We start from the raw sequence: 19,005 nt of genomic DNA, 5'->3' as shown, positions 1-19,005 counted from the left end.
ATTTTGATATTAATACCCTAGTATTTTTGAGTTTTTCAAAACTAGGCACCATGGATTACCCATGCAATATATTCACATATTCTATTTTTCGCAATTATCGTTACGCTTGTTCGTCATGTTGATTAGTACCTTATCCTTTAGTGTGTATGCAAGTATAAGTATGCATGACGCAGTTAAAATAGCGATCCAACATGACCCATGGTTAATAGGCAATCAGCTTCAAGAAAGGGCGCTAAGAGTAGCGAGTAAAGGAGCAAATAATTTGCCAGATCCAACACTTTCGATGGGACTGTTAAATTTACCTTCAGATGGTTTTGCATTTGACCAGGAGCCTATGACACAAATTAAAGTAGGGTTAGCTCAAACCTTTCCACGAGGAGATAGTTTAGCTATCAAGCAAAAACAGCTAAGTTTTCAAGCAGATCAACATCCATATCAGCGAGAGGATCGCAAAGCAAAAATACAGGTAGCGGTATCACAACTTTGGTTAGATACCATTAAAGCCGATCAAACTATTCGTTTAATTGGACGTGACCGAGTGCTTTTTGAACAATTAGTCGATATAGTAAAAGCAAGTTATTCATCTGCCCAAGGAAATACTCGTCAACAAGATGTGATAAGTGCACAACTTGAGCTAGCCAGACTAGATGATAGGTTAACTGCCGTGAGTAGTCAGCGAGATATCGCTCTTACAAACTTGTCAGAATGGCTTTCCCCATCCGCTCAGCGGGCAGTATTCAAAACGTTTGCAGAAAATACTTCAACTCCACTACCTTTCCCCCCCAAAAAACTGACAGACGATATTAAGGTACTTTTACAAAAAGAAGATACCACGGGATTGTTGCAATTATTAACTCAGCACCCAGCCTTACTTGCTATCGAACAATCAGCTAAAGCAGGAAACACTGCGGTCCGCCTAGCCAAACAAAGGTATAAACCTCAATGGGGTGTAAATGCTAGTTATGCCTATCGCGATGAAAGCCAGCTTGGCCAGAGCCGTGCTAACTTCTTTTCTATTGGTATTACAGTAGATGTTCCTATATTTGGTTATGCTAAACAAGACAGTGAAGTGGCGGCCTCTCGCCTAACAGCCGAAGTGATAGAAACTGACAAACGTCTATTACAACAAAGAATGTTAGCCCAAATGTTGAGTCTCTATCAGCAAGAAGTTCGTTTTGTGCAGCGTGAAGAAGGGTTTTTGAGCGCTATATTGCCACAAGTTCAAGAGCAAGCTGATGCGTCTTTGTCAGCTTATACCTCTGATGATGGGAATTTTTCTGAGGTGATGCGCGCACGAATCGCTCAACTAAATGCGCAAATAGATTTGATCGATATTCAAATCGAAAAGTTTAAAATACGCATGCAACTTGGGTATTTCTTGGAAGGCCATACAAACTTATACAACAAGAGAGAATATTGATGAAAACGCTATATGCCGTCATTGTCGGTGGAGTGGTCGGTACAATATTAACTACTACTATCTATTCACAGTTAATATCCCAGGAAATGAATATACCAATGCCCGCTAGTGCAGATCCCATTTATTGGGTGGCACCCATGGATCCTAATTTTCGACGTGATGTGCCCGGAAAATCACCCATGGGCATGGAATTAGTGCCTGTTTTTGCAGACTCTTCCAAAGACACAGATCTTGGTGTGGTTCGTATCTCGCCAAATGTTATTAATAATTTAGGTGTGAGGACCGCAAAGGTTAAGCTAGATATACTTCAGGAGACCATAAAAACAGTAGGTTATGTGCAGTACAATGAAAACAATCTGTTGCATGTACATCCTCGTGTTGAAGGCTGGATTGAAAAACTTTATATCAAAGCGGCAGGTGAGCAGGTAAATAAAGGCGAGCCTCTGTATGCCTTGTATTCACCTGAGCTTGTGAATGCACAAGAGGAATACTTACTGGCAAAAAGGCGTAACAATCAAGAATTAACGTCAGCGGCAGAAAGTCGCTTATTAGCATTACAAATGCCCAAAGAAACCCTAAGGCGACTTAAAAGTACTCAAGTGGTACAACAAACTATCGTATTTAACGCACCGCAATCCGGCGTGATAGATAATCTAGATATTAGAGAAGGATTTTACGTAAAGCCCGGTACCACTTTAATGTCTATTGGTGCATTGGATGATGTATGGGTTAAAGCTGAGGTGTTCGAACGTCAAGCTGCTCAGGTTAAAGTCGGTCAGTTGGTCACTATGACTCTGGGTTTTGTACCAGGCAAAACATGGCAAGGGCAGGTCGATTATGTGTATCCCACCCTTGATGCTCAAACGCGCACTTTAAAGGTGAGGTTGCGTTTTGATAATGTTGATATGTTACTAAAGCCAAATATGTTTGCTCATGTCATCATTCATACTGACTCTGGACAGCAAACGTTAATGGTGCCTAAGGAAGCTGTTATTCGCACTGGCACTCAAAATCGAGTGGTATTAGTGATGGGGCAAGGGCAATACAAATCTGTTGCGGTGATCCTAGGACAGGTTACTAATAAGTCTGCGCAAATATTGGGTGGTGTGAAAGAAGGTGAACAAATAGTGGTCTCAGCGCAGTTTTTATTGGACTCTGAGAGTAGTATCCATTCTGATTTTATGCGTATGTCAGCTATCACTGCAGAAGAGCATCAACATCATCAAGAAAATCAAGATGATAAAGCTCATCATGAAAACCATGAAAGCCAAGAAAACTATGAAAGCCAATTTGACTCAGCCAATGTTGAGGGGGTTATTAACCAAATTAACGTTCAGACTCGCGTGGCTAATATTAGCCGTGGGCCTATTGAAAAGTGGGAGCGAGGCCCAGCAACTCTAGATTTTGTTTTTTCTGAACGTGTATTTCTGAACGAACTACAGCAAGGTGACAAAATACGTTTCACGTTTGAAATTAAAAACGGTGACTTCTTGATTATTGACTATGTACTAATTCTTCAAGAGCAAGAGCAAGAGCAAATGCAGGGACATAACCATGATTGAACGAGTTATTCATTGGTCAATTACGAATAGATTTTTTGTGTTGCTGACTACTTTTATTATTATTGGCTTTGGATTATTTGCACTTCGAAATACACCCGTTGATGCTTTACCTGATCTGTCTGATGTGCAAGTGATTATTAAAACCAATTACCCCGGACAGTCACCTCAAGTTGTCGAAGATCAAGTGACATACCCTCTTACTACTGCCATGTTATCTGTTCCGGGTGCCAAAACAGTGCGTGGTTTTTCGTTTTTTGGTGACTCCTTTGTATATATTATATTTGATGATAAAACTGACCTTTACTGGGCACGTAGTAGGGTCATGGAGTATTTGTCACAAGTATCACCCCGCCTACCAGCTGCGGCAAAACCGCAACTAGGTCCTGATGCAACGGGTGTGGGCTGGATTTACTTATATGCACTTGTAGACAGAACTGGAAAACATGACCTGAGTCAGTTGCGTGCTATTCAAGATTGGTTTCTTAAATTTGAATTACAAACTGTATCTGGGGTATCAGAAGTCGCTTCGATTGGGGGCATGGTCAAACAATACCAAATTATAGTCGACCCAGATAAATTACGAGCATATGGCATTCCATTAAGTCTTATTCAGCTAGCCATCAAACAGGGTAATCAAGAAGTGGGCGCTTCTGTTATCGAGATGGCTGAAGCCGAGTATATGGTCAGTGCTTCTGGATATATTCAATCAATTCAAGACTTAGCCCTTATTCCTCTGGGGATCAATAATAGAGGAACACCCTTATTACTCAGAGACGTTGCAGATATTCGTGTTGGTCCACAGATGCGCAGAGGCATTGCAGAGCTTAATGGTGAAGGCGAAGTCACAGGTGCTGTAGTGGTGATGCGTTTTGGTGAAAATGCACAACAAACCATTGCTGGGGTAAAACAAAAATTAGACACATTAAAAGACAGTTTGCCTGAAGGAGTCGAAATAGTGACGGTGTATGATCGTTCAGATTTGATTACTCGAGCTGTGGAAAATCTATGGTCTAAACTAGGCGAAGAGCTGCTGATTGTTGCTTTAGTTTGTGCTGTATTTTTGTTTCATATCCGTTCCTCAATTGTAGCTGTTATCAGTTTGCCTATAGGCATTCTTGTGTCATTCATCATTATGTATTGGCAAGGGGTCAACGCCAATATTATGTCGCTAGGGGGCATTGCCATCGCAATTGGTGCTATGACTGATGGTGCGATAGTGATGATTGAGAATATGCATAAACATATGGAAAAAACACCTCTCACTAATGAAAATCGTTGGCAGGTGGTGGCAAAGTCAGCATCCGAGGTAGGTCCTGCCTTGTTTTTTAGTCTATTGATTATCACCGTGAGTTTTTTACCAGTATTTATTTTAGAAGCACAGGAAGGTAAGATGTTTGCCCCCCTTGCCTATACTAAAACTTATGCAATGGCGGCGTCAGCAGGCTTAGCTATTACCCTTGTGCCCGTGCTGATGGGATATTTTATTCGCGGTAAAATCGTGAGTGAAAAAAAGAACCCACTCAACCGGTTGTTAGTGGCCATTTACTTACCTGTTTTACGACTCGTTTTGAATTACCCAAAGTTTACAGTGTTGATTACCTTGCTTATTGCTGTGGTGGGTTTTTATCCTATCAACAAACTCGGTAGTGAGTTTATTCCTCCTTTAGATGAAGGAGATTTAATGTATATGCCAACTACTTATGCCGGTTTATCAATAGGTAAGGCACGTGAGCTGTTACAACAAACTGATAAGCTAATTGCTACGGTTCCTGAAGTAGAACATGTATTTGGAAAAATTGGGCGCGCCGAAACAGCTACTGATCCTGCTCCACTGACAATGATTGAAACTTTTATTAAGCTCAAACCTAAAGAATTGTGGCGTGAAGGTATGACAACCGAAAAATTGCGTGAGATGTTGAATGAGCTGGTGCAGTTTCCAGGGTTAACCAACGCTTGGGTGATGCCAATAAAAACCCGTATTGATATGCTTGCTACAGGAATTAAAACACCTGTTGGTATCAAGGTAGCAGGGGGTGACTTGGGTATTATTCAACGAATCGGACAAGATATAGAACAAATTCTTTCTCAGCTGCCAGGCACCGCTTCAGTATATTCGGAAAGGGTGGTGGGTGGTCGTTATATAAAAATTGATATTAAGCGTGAACTAGCCTCTCGTTATGGATTAAATATTGCGGATGTGCAACAAGTCATATCTACTGCTATTGGAGGAGTGAACGTATCTGAATCGGTAGAAGGTTTGGAGCGTTATCCTATCAACTTACGTTACCCACAAAGTTATCGGGATTCGCCGGAACAACTTGCCTTATTGCCTGTTGTCACACCAAGTGGACAACGCATCGCCCTGGCGGATGTAGCTGAAATTTACATAGAAGATGGCCCGCCTGGTATAAAAAGTGAGAATGCGCGAATAAACGGTTGGACCTACATTGATATTAAAGATATTGATGTTGGAAGCTATGTTGAAAATGCAAAGCAGTTATTATCTAAAGAATTAGACCTGCCGACGGGTTATAGCTTAAATTGGGCTGGTCAATATGAATATATGCAACGGGCTAAAGAGAAGTTGGCCTATGTATTGCCTCTAACCTTAGCGATAATTGTTATTTTGTTATATCTCAGTTTTCGCAGTTTTGTTGAAGTCGCCATTATTATAGGAACTTTACCTCTGGCACTAATTGGCGGCATTTGGTTGTTGTATATAGAAAACTTCAACCTATCTGTTGCATCCGGTGTTGGTTTTATCGCACTGGCCGGCGTGGCAGCAGAGATCGGTGTGATTATGTTGGTTTATCTCAATCAGTCCTACAATAAATTGATACAAACGCACCAAAAAAACCTCACTAAACCTAGTCTGGAAGAGTTGATCGATACGGTAATGCAGGGGGCTGGACTTAGAGTGAGACCCGTTATGATGACAGTTGCCACAATTATGATAGGCCTATTACCAGTTTTATATGGCTCTGGTACAGGTTCAGAAGTCATGAGCCGTATCGCTGCTCCTATGGTAGGCGGAATGGCGAGCGCTCTTTTGCTGTCATTGATTATTGTGCCTGTTGTTTATTTGTTATGGCGCAAACAAGCTATAAAATGAAAAATATAAAAATAGGAAAGTGTATACCCAAAAATTTTGGGTCTGCATGACGGTAGCAAGGAGATGAAGTATTACAAAATCAGGCTCTTAATGTTGCTTAGATAATTAATTGAGGTATTGGATAAAAAAAATAAAAAACAATAAAATTGTTTACCACATAGGGTCAAGAATTTTACATTCCAATTTTCAGAATTTTTTTATTCTTCCTATAGCCAAAATCATTGGGATTATATGGAACGAATACATGAAACAGGCAGTTAGTTTTCAGAGCAAAAGATGTAAAAAAGGCGAGCTAATGCTCGCCTTGAAAATTTGTGTAAATCTTACTTCAAGTGTTTCACTAAAATTTGTACAACTTTAGGGCTACCTGCCACGATTTCGCCTTTATGCATGGGGTCGTTACCACCAGAAAAGTCTGTAACCAATCCACCAGATTCACGCACCATCAATTCACCGGCTGCCATATCCCAAGGTTTTAGTCCACTCTCCCAATAACCGTCATAACGGCCGGCTGCAACATAAGCTAAATCTAAAGCTGCAGAACCACTGCGACGTATATCGCCTGATTGCATGAATATTTTATTGAAACTTTCTAAATACTGAGGCAATTTGGTTTTATTTTTGAAAGGGAAAGATGTGGCTAGTATAGTTTGGCTTAACTCTTTAGCTTTACTGGCGCGTATTCGAAAACCGTTAAGCTGTGCACCTGCACCTCTGCTAGCTGTAAATAACTCGCCACGTATGGGGTCAAATATAACACTTTGATCTAGGCGGCCCTTATGCATTAAGGCAATGGATACCGCAAAGTGAGGAATGCCTTTAATAAAATTAGTGGTTCCATCTAATGGGTCTATTACCCATTTAAAGTCATTGTCACCCTCAACCACGCCACCTTCTTCACCCACAAAACTGTGTTCTGGGTAGGATAACTTGATTTTGTGAATTATGGCTTTTTCGGCCTCCCTGTCAATACGAGTGACGTAATCGTTGTCGCCTTTTGCTTCAGTTTGCAAGTCAGTCTGATTATCAAACCCATTAGCAATGATGTTGCCCGCTGCCCGTGCAGCACGGATCGCTATATTAAGCATAGGATGCATAGTAAACCACCAATTTTAAAAGAACATTAAATATAACTTTGCAAGATATATATATAAACTGCCAAGCCAAAAAATCGCCGCGTAGTGTACCAAAAAAGCTTAATTAAGCAATCAAAATATTTTTGATATACTCCTTATTAGTCCCCACGTTACGAGATATATCGTTGCTTGATCTACCTTGTATTATGTTGAAACGTCATTTTGAGGTAAGTTGGATATATGCTATTGTTCGCGACCAAAAGTGACTTGCAACTCAAAAGACAATACTCAATATGTTAGAAAACATTCGCATCGTTTTAGTTAACACATCCCATACGGGTAACATTGGTTCAGCAGCTAGAGCGATGAAAACAATGGGACTAAGTCAGTTGGTATTGGTTGATCCAGTTTCTGCACCAGATGGCAAGTCCATTGCGCTAGCTGCAGGCGCTGGGGATGTATTGGCTAATGCAAAGATTGTAAGTACGTTGTCCGAAGCTGTGGCTGGTTGTGGCTTAGTGATCGGCACCAGCGCTCGGTCACGTACATTATCTTGGCCGATGTTAGAGCCAAGAGGCTGTGGTGAGAAGATGATTAGTGAATTACCTAATTACCCAGTTGCTTTGGTATTCGGGCGTGAAAATAATGGATTAAGTAACGATGAACTGCAGTTATGTCAGTTTCATGTGTGTATTCCTGCTAATCCAGATTATAGTTCTTTAAACTTAGCAGCAGCTGTTCAAACTTTATGTTATGAGCTTCGGATGGCTTACTTAAATCTATCACGTAGCCAACACCCAGAAAATCATCCTGAAGACACTGAATATCCGCTTGTCGAGGATCTTGAGGGTTTTTATAGTCATTTGGAACAAACCCTCATTAAAACGAATTTCATCATTGCCAAACATCCCGGTATGGTAATAGCCAAATTACGACGTCTCTATAATCGGGCACGTCCAGAGACACAAGAACTGAATATATTGCGCGGTATCTTGGCGTCGGTCGACAAATATATCAAAAACCGAGAGCAGTAGGTTAATTATGTTCAGCAGAATGAAAGAAGATGTTCAGAGTGTATTTCATCGTGACCCTGCCGCACGCAATACTTTGGAGGTTGTCACTAATTATCCGGGTTTGCACGCGGTTTGGTTTCACCGTCTAAGCCATAGATTGTGGAAAGCAAACTGGCAATGGCTTGCACGTTCTATTTCTACTTTTTCTCGTTGGTTAACGGGCATTGAAATTCATCCTGGTGCAAAACTTGGTCGACGATTTTTTATCGACCACGGCATGGGTGTCGTTATTGGTGAAACAGCAGAAATTGGTAACGATGTGACCTTGTATCATGGCGTCACACTGGGTGGTACTAGTTGGACGGCAGGTAAACGGCACCCTACTTTGGAAGATAACGTGGTGGTTGGTGCTGGTGCAAAAGTACTGGGTCCAATTACTATGCACAAAGGCGCAAAAATAGGTTCAAACTCAGTGGTGGTGCGTGATGTACCAGAAAACGCAACGGTAATAGGTATTCCTGGCCGCGTTGTAGCCCAGCAGAACAAACCAGAAGCGCCAACTGACGGTGAGCGTCAAAAAATAGCAAAAAAGTATGGTTTTGATGCGTATGCAGTAGCAACAGATAATCCTGACCCAATAGCTCACGCAATTGGGGTGATGGTGGATCATGTTCATCTCGTTGATAAAAAAGTTGAAGAAATGTGTTTAGCAATTAATAAGATGGGTGGTGACGTCTGTGGTAAATCATTACCTACTTTAGAGCTAGAAGACTTCTCAGATGGTGAGCATGTGGAAGATATTAAAAAAGTCAGTGAAGCCTTCGACCCCAAGATATAACACAAAGCTAATACTTGACTAAAACACAAGGTTAAATACTTGACTAAACTACAGGGTTAAATACTTGACTAAAATAGTCAGGTATGTAATTGTTGTTATCTGTATTGGTAATAGGTTAATAACAATGAAATTGACTTCTAAAGGTCGTTACGCAGTGACAGCTATGTTGGATGTGTCTTTACATTCACAACGTGGGCCTGTCTCCTTAGCTGATATATCCGAGCGTCAAGAAATTTCTTTGTCCTATCTTGAACAACTTTTCTCTCGTTTACGTAGAGAGAAGTTAGTGAATAGTGTTCGCGGTCCTGGTGGTGGTTACAAGTTGGGTCGCGTAGCTAATGAAATATCGATTGGTGAAGTCATTCGAGCAGTAAATGAGTCTGTTGACGCGACTAAGTGTCAGGGCCAAGGAGCTTGTCAAGGTGGCGAACGTTGTCTGACCCATAATTTATGGGAAGGCCTTAGCGACAGGATCAGTATATTTTTAGATGGCATCACTTTAGGCGAGCTTATGCTGCAGCATGATGTGAAACAAGTAGCCGAAAGACAAGACAAACATAAACATCTTAATCAATTAGCAGCAAACGAAATCTCTATCAGTTTGCAGCTTTAGCGGAGTAAAAAATGAGCGAATTAAAGCTTCCCATCTATCTGGATTATTCATCAACTACACCAGTCGACCCTCGTGTAGCAGCCAAAATGGCAGACTGCTTAACTTCTGATGGCATATTCGGTAATCCTGCATCTCGTTCCCACAAATTTGGCTGGGTAGCAGAAGAAGCAGTCGATATTGCTCGTAACCAAATTGCTGATTTGGTCAATGCTGACCCAAGAGAAATTGTTTTCACTTCAGGTGCGACTGAATCCAACAATCTTGCGATTAAAGGTGCTGCTAATTTTTATGGTAAAAAAGGCAAACACCTAATAACTCTCAAGACTGAGCATAAAGCCGTGCTTGACACCATGCGCCAGCTAGAGCGTGAAGGTTACGAAGTCACTTACATGGATCCAGAACCAAATGGTTTAATCTTGTTAGACAAGCTAATTGCAGCCATTCGCCCTGAAACTATTTTAGTCAGTATCATGCATGTAAACAATGAAATTGGTGTTATCCAAGATATTGCCGCTATTGGTGAAGTATGTCGTGAACGGAAAATTTTGTTTCATGTTGATGCGGCACAAAGCACTGGTAAAGTTCCCATCGATTTACAAACAATGAAAGTCGATTTAATGTCGTTTTGTGCCCACAAAACATATGGTCCTAAAGGCATCGGAGCTTTGTTTGTTCGTCGTAAGCCACGCATACGCCTGGAAGCGCAGATGCACGGTGGGGGTCATGAACGTGGAATGCGTTCTGGTACTATGGCAACTCATCAAATAGTCGGTATGGGCGAATCATTCCGGATTGCTAAACAAGATATGGGTGCTGAAAATGAACGTCTAATGATGTTACGTAACAAATTATGGAACGGCATCAAAGATATGGAAGCAGTATATTTAAATGGTGATATGGAAAGCCGTATCGCAGGTAATTTGAATGTTAGTTTTGCTTACGTTGAGGGCGAGTCTTTAATTATGGCCCTGAAAGATATGGCTGTGTCTTCTGGTTCTGCTTGTACATCTGCTAGCTTGGAGCCTTCATACGTGCTTCGTGCGTTAGGATTGAGTGACGAATTAGCACATAGCTCTATCCGTTTCACTACGGGACGCTTTACTACTGAAGCTGAAATCGATTATGTGATTGGTGTAATACGTAATGCCATAGATAAATTACGTGATATGTCGCCACTTTGGGATATGTACAAAGAAGGCATCGACATAAGCAAAGTAGAGTGGGCTCACCACTAGATAGTTCACTTAGAACAGAGTTAACCAATGGTTAGCTCTGTAACGATTTAGTAATTAATATTTACGTACTGCAGCGAGATCTGTTTCAGCACATAACCAAAAAAGGTAAAATATCATGGCTTATAGCGAAAAAGTAATAGACCACTACGAAAATCCACGTAACGTCGGTGGTTTTGATAAGAACGATCCTTCAATTGCAACCGGCATGGTCGGCGCACCTGCTTGTGGTGATGTAATGAAGCTACAATTAAAAATTGATGCGAATGGTATTATCGAAGATGCTAAATTTAAAACTTATGGTTGCGGTTCGGCTATTGCCTCGAGCTCATTAGTTACTGAATGGGTCAAAGGAAAGTCCATTGATGAAGCTTCTACCATTAGCAACATGGATATTGCTGAAGAGTTAGCTTTGCCTCCAGTAAAGATCCATTGCTCTATTCTGGCTGAAGATGCCATAAAAGCAGCAGTTGCAGATTATAAAAGCCGTCAAGTTTAAATAAAAATAAGTTAACTAAGTAGGAGTAGCTAGTGGCAATTACTGTATCTGATACGGCAGCATTACGTGCTAAAACATTTCTTGAAAATAGAGGATCTGGATTAGGGTTGCGTCTTGGTGTTAAAACCACTGGCTGTTCTGGCTTAGCTTATGTGCTCGAGTTTGTTGACGGCGTGAATGCCGACGATAAACTATTTGAAGATAATGGTGTAAAAATCATTATTGATGGTAAAAGTTTGGCTTATTTAGATGGTACCCATCTAGATTTTGCCAGAGAAGGCTTGAATGAGGGTTTCCAATTTACCAACCCCAATGCAAACGGTGAGTGCGGCTGTGGCGAAAGTTTTAATGTTTGATGCAATTTTTGTTAAACTCTCGCGCACCTAAATCACATCAATTCTAATTAGTCACAAATGAATTATTTTGAACTTTTTAATATTCCAATTTCTTTTGATGTGGACCTGTCTGCATTGCCACAAACTTACCAGCAGCTTCAGCGCTTAACGCATCCAGATAGATTTGCTAGCGGTAGCGAGCAACAAAAGCTGGTGGCAATTCAAAAAAATGCACAAGTAAATGATGCTTATTCAGTACTTAAATCTCCCTTGGCTAGAGCTGAATACCTCTTAAGTTTACGTGGTATTGATTTGCAACATGAACAACAAACTATAAAAGACACCGCTTTTCTGATGCAACAAATGGAATGGCGAGAAGAGTTATCCGAGATATCAGAGCAAGCTGATCCCTTGAGAGCCCTAGAGTCATTAGAAGACGAAATTAATCAGACGATTAAGAGCGATTTAATTAAGTTACGAAACTTTCTTGAAAGTGACCTAACAGTGGCAGAACAAAGCGCAGCTGATATTATTAGACAACTTAAATTTTCTTATAAAATGTTGTCTGAGATTTTGTTGAAGGAAGACATATTAAGTGATTTTTAATCTTATTTATTGCAACCTAAAAGAAACGAATTAAACCATGGCATTTTTGCAAATATCTGAACCCGGTCAAAGCACCGTTCCTCATCAACGTAAATTAGCAGTAGGTATCGATCTAGGTACCACCAACTCTTTAGTTGCAACTGTGCGCAGTGGTGAAGCACTCACATTACCTGACACGCAAGGTAGACATTTGTTACCTTCTGTAGTTAGGTATTTAATCGATGACGAGGTGATTGGACAAGAAGCCAAACAACAGGCGAGTATTGACCCAATTAATACCATTGTGTCAGTTAAGCGTTTTTTAGGCCGTTCTGTAAAAGACATTCAAACGGCTTACCCAAATTTACCTTATCAGTTTACTGACTCTCCATCGCCAGTGATGAAGGTGACATCGGGTAACGTTAACCCTGTTCAAGTATCAGCAAAAATATTGAGTGAATTAAAAAAACGCGCAGAACAAACTTTAGGTGATGAATTACAAGGTGCGGTTGTTACTGTTCCCGCTTATTTTGATGATGCACAACGACAAGGCACAAAAGATGCTGCGGCCCTTGCAGGTTTAAAGATATTACGTTTACTTAACGAACCTACTGCTGCGGCCGTTGCTTATGGTTTGGATGCAGAGCAAGAAGGATCTCAAGAAGGTATTATTGCTGTTTATGATCTAGGTGGTGGTACTTTCGATATTTCTATTTTGCGTTTAAGTAAAGGTGTATTCGAAGTGCTCTCTACCGGTGGAGACTCTGCACTTGGCGGCGATGATTTTGATGCCATATTGGTAGAATACATTCGTCAAAAAAGTGAATTAACTACAGACTTATCAAAAAGTTTGCATCGGATCCTTTTAGATAAGGCCAAAGAAGCTAAAGAAACATTAAGCCATGAGTCAGTGCATACAGTACAATTTAATGATGATGCAGGTACACACCATGAGGTGATGATCAGTATCAACCAATTTGAAAAACTCATCAGTCACCTAGTTAAGAATACTTTACGTGCATGTCGCAGAGCGTTAAAAGACGCTGGACTTGTAAAAGACCAAGTAATTGAAGTTGTCATGGTGGGGGGATCTACCCGTGTACCATTAGTTTGCCAACAAGTTGGTGAGTTTTTTGAGCGCACCCCGCTTACTTCAATTGATCCTGACAAAGTGGTAGCAATTGGTGCCGCCATTCAGGCTGATATTTTAGTGGGTAACAAACCTGACAGCGATATGTTACTGCTGGATGTGTTGCCATTGTCATTGGGTATTGAAACCATGGGGGGGTTGACTGAAAAAGTGATACATAGGAATACCACTATCCCGGTTGCTAAAGCGCAAGAGTTCACCACTTTTAAAGACGGTCAGACTGCCATGATGGTTCATGTGGTTCAGGGCGAACGTGAGTTAGTTAAGGATTGCAGATCCCTAGCCAAATTTACTTTAAAAGGTATCCCACCTATGGCTGCAGGTGCTGCACACATTCGGGTGACCTTTCAAGTAGATGCTGATGGACTTTTAAATGTTAAGGCCATGGAGAAGTCCACAGGCGTACATACTGAAATTCAAGTCAAGCCTTCATACGGATTAGAAGATAGCGAAATCGCTGATATGTTGAAAGCATCAATGGATAACGCACAAGATGATATGCAGTCTCGTATGCTCAAAGAACAACAAGTTGAAGCGGCTAGAGTGCAAGAAAATCTTCAAGGAGCATTAGATTCCGACGGCAAAGCGCTGCTCGAAACATCTGAAATACAAGCGATAGAAGACGGACTTACAAGGCTTAATGAGCTTGCTAAGGGCACAGACAAAGATGCGATCAATGCCGCTATCAAACAAGTAGATAAATTAAGCGAAACATTTGCCCAGAAACGTATGGATCAATCGATCAAAAGCGCCTTCTCTGGACAATCAGTCGACCATATATAACAAATAACTTTACTGAATATTAGGAATCTACGTATGCCACAAGTAATTTTTTTACCTCACGATGAGTTGTGCCCAGATGGTGCTGTTTTAGAAGGTGAAAAAGGCACCTCAGTATTAAACCTTGCTTTGAAAAATGGCATTGGTATTGAACATGCCTGCGAAAAAGTATGTGCTTGCACCACTTGCCACATCATTATACGCGAAGGATTTAGCTCCTTGGATGAAGGTGATGAATTAGAAGAAGACATGTTAGATAAAGCATGGGGTTTAGAACCGGATTCTAGACTAGGTTGCCAAGCTATTATTCAAGATGATGATCTAGTAGTAGAAATTCCTAAATACACAGTTAATATGGTGAGTGAAGGGCATTAGTAATTGACTTGTTATATAATTTTTCTCAATAAAACCAGTTATAAACTGGTTTTTTATTGCCTGAAGACTAACTTCTTTGGTTAATAACTACAATTAACTGTCTATATATACAGGTGTCGTGTTAGTCTAGGACAACATCGTTAATCAAAAGAGAGCAAATTATGACCGTAATCACGCGTTATGTAGTTGAACACAAAGGGGTGGAGAAGTTTGTGACCGCAGATAAAAAAGAAGCCGACCAATACGATAAAATGCTCGATGTTGCAGATAATCTTAGTGAATACATAGAAGGCAAAGGTATCAAGATTGATATGTCTGTGCTTGAAGAGTTGTCTATTATGCTTTCTAAAAACAAAGATTCGTTAAGCAAGCTATTAAAAGGTGTGACTGCGGGTAGTTTATTGACAGAAGAAAAAGCAGACGTCGTGGCTATTGAGCCAAAGAAGGCTAAAAAAAGCTAAAATTAGTCAGCGAATATGTAAATCTTTAAGCGTGTATTTTCAATACTCAGATATATATATAAAATATGTTTAAGCTGATGGAGCTAATAGAAGCGAGCTGTTTGTAAATTTAATTCCCGTAAGTGTTTCGTGCGTGTTTAGAAATTTAACCAGTTCCTTCTATGAGCAGTTATCTTCTCCTAAAATCATACCAAACATGTAGAGCGCTGACAGCCAACCACAACCATTTGGCTAACTGACTAGTCAGTAAATTGATTTGTTATGACGCCAAAATCATAAAAATTACCTATCATAAATTTCTAAAGCAAAGCCCATTAAGAGCTTGTGAAATCAACATTTAAGCATCAAGGCCATTATTACATGACCTTGATAACTGTTTACACTAGTTTAATCTAGGGCTTCACTCAGTTGTTTTTTTAACTGAACTTGCTCAGCCTGAGTCAGCGGTAGGTCAAATTCATTACTCACAATAAATAAATCTTCTGCGCGTTCACCAATGGTTGAAATTTTAGCTTGGTGTAATTTAAATTTAAGTGCAATGAATTGTTCGCTGATGTTCGCGAGTAACCCCGGAGCATCCAGAGCTTCGAGTTCAACCATTGTGGCATTAGTTTGACTGGGGTAAAATCTGACTTTGGTTTTTACATCTAACTGTTTCATTCGACGAGACATCTTACGTCTGTTGATGTGGTCTTGGCCGGGTTTGTTTAACTGAATTTCTACCGCCTCACGTAAGCTATCTAAACGTGATTCTGACGTAATCCTATCGCCGTTTTGTTCAAAAATAGTAAAGCTGTCAAACAAGTAACCATCCTGAGTACGCATAATTTGTGCATCATGAATGGAACAGTTTCGGCTATCTAGGACGGAGGCAATTTGGGCAAACATCATAGATTTGTCTTTACCATATACAATGAGTTCTGCACCAGCTTTGGATGTATTAGCACTAGTGCCAACTTGTAAAAAATCATCTGTCATAGGATGTGCTGCTAAAATTAAATTAGCATGCCACGCAATTTGCGCTGGCTTGAAACGTGCAAAATAGTCATCACTTAAGCGTTGCCAAAACTGTAATATTTGAGTCTCGTTCATGCTATTTTCTAGCATTGAGGCCATCGCTTTAGTTTTATGTTCACTAATTCTGTCTTGTAAAGCTACTTTGCACTCTAGGCCATTGTCTAAGGCTTTTTGAGTAAGTATATATAATTCCCTTAACAATGTAGCTTTCCAATCGTTCCATAAATTGTCATTGGTTGCTCGAATGTCTGCGAGGGTCAACACATATAAGTGGTTTAAATTGTTGTGTGTACGCACCGACTGTGCAAACTCGTTAATAACAGCTGGGTCATAAATATCTCGCCTTTGTGCGATGACAGACATTAACAAGTGACTCTCGACCAACCATCTAATCAGTTCCGTATCTGTGGTATTGACACCATGACGGCGACAAAATTCTTCTACATCTATTGCACCCAGTTTAGAGTGATCACCATTACGACCTTTGCCAATATCATGGAAGATAGCGGCAACGTATAAAAGCTCTGGCTTATCAAGATTTTTGACTATATTGCCACAGCGGGGGAATTCTTTGTTGTCAGGTTGTGAATATTGATGAATGTTTTTTACTAGACGATGAGTATGTTCGTCAACAGTATAGGCGTGAAATAAATCAAACTGCATCATGCCCACTATTTGATCCCACTGTGGAATATAGGCCTGTAAAATGCCGTGCTTATGCATAATATCCCATCCTAATGCAAAGAAATTAGGATGTTTTATTAATTGTAAAAATAGCTCACGACATTCAATTCGTTCTACATAGTATTGCTTACGGAACCGTCTTCTTGCCAAACGCAATTGACGCAAGCAGCTTGAGTGTAAGTCTTTGACTTCTGGGGTATCTGCAATTAGAAGAAGAAACTGTAAAATAGCTTCAGGAGATGCAAAGACGTTCTCATTAGTAGGAGCAATATATCCATCGAGTAATTCAAAATCTGTATTAATTTTGGTTTGTTGTAGAACTTTTAAGTTAAGTACGTCTTGGCTAAAACGTTGCATCAACATTTTATTCAACTCACTGATACGTCTAACGGTTCTAAAAAAAGCTCTCATCATTCGTTCTACTGAATCTTTACCTTCGACGCCATAACCTAGTCGTGATGCAACATCGGTCTGATAGTCAAACAATAAGCGATTTTCGCTACGCCCAGCCACAATATGTAAGGCAAACCTAATTTGCCAAAGGCTTTCTCGACATTCTGTTAATTCGTCAAATTCCTGCTGATTAAAATAACCATGCTCGACTAATTCAGTTCCGGCCATTGCATTAAAGTGTTTCTTGGCAACCCAACCTATTGACTGAATATCTCTTAAGCAGCCAGGGCTTTCTTTAACGTTAGGTTCTAAATTGTATGAAGTATCTTTGAATTTTTTATGACGGTGCTTTTGCTCTTGGTATTTTGCTAAGAAAAAATCTTTACTACTCCAATACGCTCTCGAACTGAGTCTATCTTGTAAGCCTTCGAAGGTTGCCTGGCAACCAATTAACAAACGAGCTTCTACTAAGTTTGTGGCTATAGTGACGTCTTGTTTTGCTAATTGAAACGTTTCTTTAATGGTACGAACTGATTGACCCACATCTAGACCTATATCCCACAACAGAGTAATAAACTGACTAATTCGGTCTTGCTGTTTCTTAGATAGTGTTTTTTTGCTTAACACTAGCAGATCGATATCTGAATGAGGTTGGAGTTGTCCTCGCCCATAACCGCCTACTGCAATGAGTGCCAAATGATGCTCATTATGTAAGTCCATTAATTGCCAGATATGCTTGAGCAATGCATCGACTATTGTGGATCTTCCTAACACTAGCCCCGTGACGTCACCTCTACCTAATTCACTTTCTAGCCATTCGTAGCTATTAGTGACGATAGTTTTGTAGGCAGCAATATTATCTGTACTGTTAATCAGTTTTATTTGGCTAAGTAGGCTTTTTAGAGACAATGTGAATACCTTTAAATGAGTGGTGACTTGATTTATTGGCACAAAATACGCAGACACTATGTGTAGTAAATAGCTATTTACCGCAAGAAATAGCTATTTATCGTAAGTTTTGCTCCCACTAACTGGACGCTAATTGTGTTAATGGTTAATAACGCGGTCAATTTCTTCGTCGTCACGCAGAGTTAATATTTCGACACCGTTTGCAGTCACTAACAAGGTATGTTCCCACTGTGCGCTTAAGCTTCGGTCTTTGGTGACAACAGTCCATTGATCAGGTAATACTTTTGAATATCGTTTACCCGCATTAATCATCGGTTCGATAGTAAAACACATACCTTCTTCAAGAGTTTCGCCTGTGTTGGGTCTTCCGTAATGGACAACTTGTGGCTCTTCATGAAAGTTAGCACCTATGCCATGACCACAATACTCACGAACAATAGAGTAATTATGGCTTTCAGCATATTGTTGAATAGCATGGCCAATGTCACCTAAGCGAACACCAGGCTTGACCATTTTTATTCCTTTGTACAAAGACTCTTGTGTCACTCTAATAAGTCTATCTGCCATTATTGAAGGTTCACCCACCACAAACATTTTTGATGTGTCGCCGTGATAACCATCTTTAATAACCGTTACATCAATATTGACTGAATCGCCATCTTTAAGTTGTTTGTCGGCAGGAATGCCGTGACAAATGACATGGTTGACTGAAGTACAAATCGATTTTGGAAAAGGTGGGTTACCGTAATTGAGAGGTGCAGGAATACAATTTTGCACGTTAACGATGTAGTCATGACAAATCTGATCCAGCTCATTGGTGGTCACGCCCTTCTTGACATATTCACCAATCATTTGCAAAACATCTGCGGCAAGTCGACCAGCGACACGCATTTTCTCAATTTCATCTGTAGTTTTAATTGTGGCGGGCAATGTGTTATTCCTACTTAATAC

General features: G+C 40.3%; 16 protein-coding genes. 13 read left to right on the top strand and 3 right to left on the bottom strand.

What is annotated here, in order from left to right:
* Positions 1-61: 61 nt before the first annotated feature.
* From QZ562_RS05245 to QZ562_RS05235, 3 genes are read left to right on the top strand one after another with little or no spacing between them, the layout of a single operon-like run.
* On the top strand, positions 62-1,420 hold the full coding sequence (locus QZ562_RS05245; RefSeq protein WP_293757677.1) for a TolC family protein: 1,359 nt from the start codon (positions 62-64) through the stop codon (positions 1,418-1,420).
* On the top strand, positions 1,420-2,982 hold the full coding sequence (locus QZ562_RS05240; RefSeq protein ID WP_293757675.1) for an efflux RND transporter periplasmic adaptor subunit: 1,563 nt from the start codon (positions 1,420-1,422) through the stop codon (positions 2,980-2,982). Before QZ562_RS05245 ends, QZ562_RS05240 begins: the two co-directional genes overlap by 1 nt.
* Positions 2,975-6,094, top strand: coding sequence for an efflux RND transporter permease subunit (locus QZ562_RS05235; RefSeq protein ID WP_293757673.1), 3,120 nt, complete (start codon positions 2,975-2,977; stop codon positions 6,092-6,094). The genes QZ562_RS05240 and QZ562_RS05235 overlap by 8 nt, the downstream gene beginning before the upstream one ends.
* A gap of 323 nt (positions 6,095-6,417) precedes the next feature.
* Here the strand turns inward: QZ562_RS05235 and suhB are convergent, their stop codons facing one another.
* On the bottom strand, positions 6,418-7,191 hold the full coding sequence (suhB, locus tag QZ562_RS05230; protein WP_293757671.1) for an inositol-1-monophosphatase: 774 nt from the start codon (positions 7,189-7,191) through the stop codon (positions 6,418-6,420).
* 272 nt (positions 7,192-7,463) lie between these two features.
* Between suhB and trmJ the strand changes: the two genes are divergently transcribed.
* The 10 genes from trmJ (at position 7,464) to QZ562_RS05180 (ending at position 15,051) form a co-directional block, all read left to right on the top strand.
* Entirely contained in the window at positions 7,464-8,204 is a 741-nt protein-coding gene (gene trmJ / locus QZ562_RS05225) for a tRNA (cytosine(32)/uridine(32)-2'-O)-methyltransferase TrmJ (protein WP_293757668.1), read from the top strand.
* 7 nt (positions 8,205-8,211) lie between these two features.
* On the top strand, positions 8,212-9,021 hold the full coding sequence (gene cysE, locus QZ562_RS05220) for a serine O-acetyltransferase (RefSeq protein WP_293757666.1): 810 nt from the start codon (positions 8,212-8,214) through the stop codon (positions 9,019-9,021).
* A gap of 124 nt (positions 9,022-9,145) precedes the next feature.
* The gene (gene iscR / locus QZ562_RS05215) at positions 9,146-9,634 is read left to right on the top strand and encodes a Fe-S cluster assembly transcriptional regulator IscR (RefSeq protein ID WP_293757664.1); all 489 of its coding nucleotides are present in this window, start codon (positions 9,146-9,148) and stop codon (positions 9,632-9,634) included.
* A gap of 11 nt (positions 9,635-9,645) precedes the next feature.
* Positions 9,646-10,869, top strand: coding sequence for an IscS subfamily cysteine desulfurase (locus QZ562_RS05210; RefSeq protein WP_293757662.1), 1,224 nt, complete (start codon positions 9,646-9,648; stop codon positions 10,867-10,869).
* A gap of 115 nt (positions 10,870-10,984) precedes the next feature.
* Positions 10,985-11,365, top strand: coding sequence for a Fe-S cluster assembly scaffold IscU (gene iscU / locus QZ562_RS05205; RefSeq protein ID WP_293757660.1), 381 nt, complete (start codon positions 10,985-10,987; stop codon positions 11,363-11,365).
* Between the two features lie 32 nt (positions 11,366-11,397).
* Positions 11,398-11,721: an iron-sulfur cluster assembly protein IscA gene (iscA, locus tag QZ562_RS05200; RefSeq protein WP_293757658.1), complete on the top strand. Its 324-nt coding sequence runs from the start codon at positions 11,398-11,400 to the stop codon at positions 11,719-11,721.
* 57 nt (positions 11,722-11,778) lie between these two features.
* Complete coding sequence (gene hscB, locus QZ562_RS05195; RefSeq protein ID WP_293757656.1) at positions 11,779-12,306, top strand: co-chaperone HscB; 528 nt, start codon at positions 11,779-11,781, stop codon at positions 12,304-12,306.
* 37 nt (positions 12,307-12,343) lie between these two features.
* Positions 12,344-14,218: a Fe-S protein assembly chaperone HscA gene (hscA, locus tag QZ562_RS05190; protein ID WP_293757654.1), complete on the top strand. Its 1,875-nt coding sequence runs from the start codon at positions 12,344-12,346 to the stop codon at positions 14,216-14,218.
* 33 nt (positions 14,219-14,251) lie between these two features.
* Positions 14,252-14,590 carry an ISC system 2Fe-2S type ferredoxin gene (fdx, locus tag QZ562_RS05185; protein WP_293757652.1) on the top strand — a complete coding sequence of 113 codons (339 nt, stop codon included), beginning with the start codon at positions 14,252-14,254 and terminating at the stop codon, positions 14,588-14,590.
* A gap of 161 nt (positions 14,591-14,751) precedes the next feature.
* Positions 14,752-15,051, top strand: a complete 300-nt coding sequence (locus tag QZ562_RS05180; protein WP_293757650.1) for a YebG family protein — start codon at positions 14,752-14,754, stop codon at positions 15,049-15,051.
* A gap of 387 nt (positions 15,052-15,438) precedes the next feature.
* On the opposite strand, the gene glnD is transcribed toward QZ562_RS05180, so the two are convergent.
* Both glnD and map read right to left on the bottom strand, forming a co-directional pair.
* Positions 15,439-18,054, bottom strand: coding sequence for a [protein-PII] uridylyltransferase (gene glnD / locus QZ562_RS05175; protein ID WP_293757648.1), 2,616 nt, complete (start codon positions 18,052-18,054; stop codon positions 15,439-15,441).
* A 138-nt stretch (positions 18,055-18,192) separates the two neighbouring features.
* Positions 18,193-18,984 (bottom strand): type I methionyl aminopeptidase, encoded by a 792-nt coding sequence (map, locus tag QZ562_RS05170; RefSeq protein WP_293757705.1) that lies wholly within the window; start codon positions 18,982-18,984, stop codon positions 18,193-18,195.
* Positions 18,985-19,005: the final 21 nt, after the last annotated feature.

Origin of the sequence: uncultured Paraglaciecola sp., from assembly GCF_913058035.1 — a bacterium.
Lineage (GTDB): Bacteria > Pseudomonadota > Gammaproteobacteria > Enterobacterales > Alteromonadaceae > Paraglaciecola.
Note: the sequence above shows the minus strand (reverse complement) of the source record. Positions and strands in the feature narration are given on the sequence as shown.

What these genes read in the sequence shown, in the direction of transcription:
- hscB (WP_293757656.1), top strand. Translation starts at nt 11,779, where the DNA reads ATGAATTATTTTGAACTTTTTAATATTCCAATTTCTTTTGATGTGGAC.
- suhB (WP_293757671.1), bottom strand. Translation starts at nt 7,191, where the DNA reads ATGCATCCTATGCTTAATATAGCGATCCGTGCTGCACGGGCAGCGGGC.
- iscU (WP_293757660.1), top strand. Translation starts at nt 10,985, where the DNA reads ATGGCTTATAGCGAAAAAGTAATAGACCACTACGAAAATCCACGTAAC.
- trmJ (WP_293757668.1), top strand. Translation starts at nt 7,464, where the DNA reads ATGTTAGAAAACATTCGCATCGTTTTAGTTAACACATCCCATACGGGT.
- QZ562_RS05180 (WP_293757650.1), top strand. Translation starts at nt 14,752, where the DNA reads ATGACCGTAATCACGCGTTATGTAGTTGAACACAAAGGGGTGGAGAAG.
- QZ562_RS05240 (WP_293757675.1), top strand. Translation starts at nt 1,420, where the DNA reads ATGAAAACGCTATATGCCGTCATTGTCGGTGGAGTGGTCGGTACAATA.
- QZ562_RS05235 (WP_293757673.1), top strand. Translation starts at nt 2,975, where the DNA reads ATGATTGAACGAGTTATTCATTGGTCAATTACGAATAGATTTTTTGTG.
- hscA (WP_293757654.1), top strand. Translation starts at nt 12,344, where the DNA reads ATGGCATTTTTGCAAATATCTGAACCCGGTCAAAGCACCGTTCCTCAT.
- QZ562_RS05210 (WP_293757662.1), top strand. Translation starts at nt 9,646, where the DNA reads ATGAGCGAATTAAAGCTTCCCATCTATCTGGATTATTCATCAACTACA.
- QZ562_RS05245 (WP_293757677.1), top strand. Translation starts at nt 62, where the DNA reads ATGCAATATATTCACATATTCTATTTTTCGCAATTATCGTTACGCTTG.
- fdx (WP_293757652.1), top strand. Translation starts at nt 14,252, where the DNA reads ATGCCACAAGTAATTTTTTTACCTCACGATGAGTTGTGCCCAGATGGT.
- cysE (WP_293757666.1), top strand. Translation starts at nt 8,212, where the DNA reads ATGTTCAGCAGAATGAAAGAAGATGTTCAGAGTGTATTTCATCGTGAC.
- iscR (WP_293757664.1), top strand. Translation starts at nt 9,146, where the DNA reads ATGAAATTGACTTCTAAAGGTCGTTACGCAGTGACAGCTATGTTGGAT.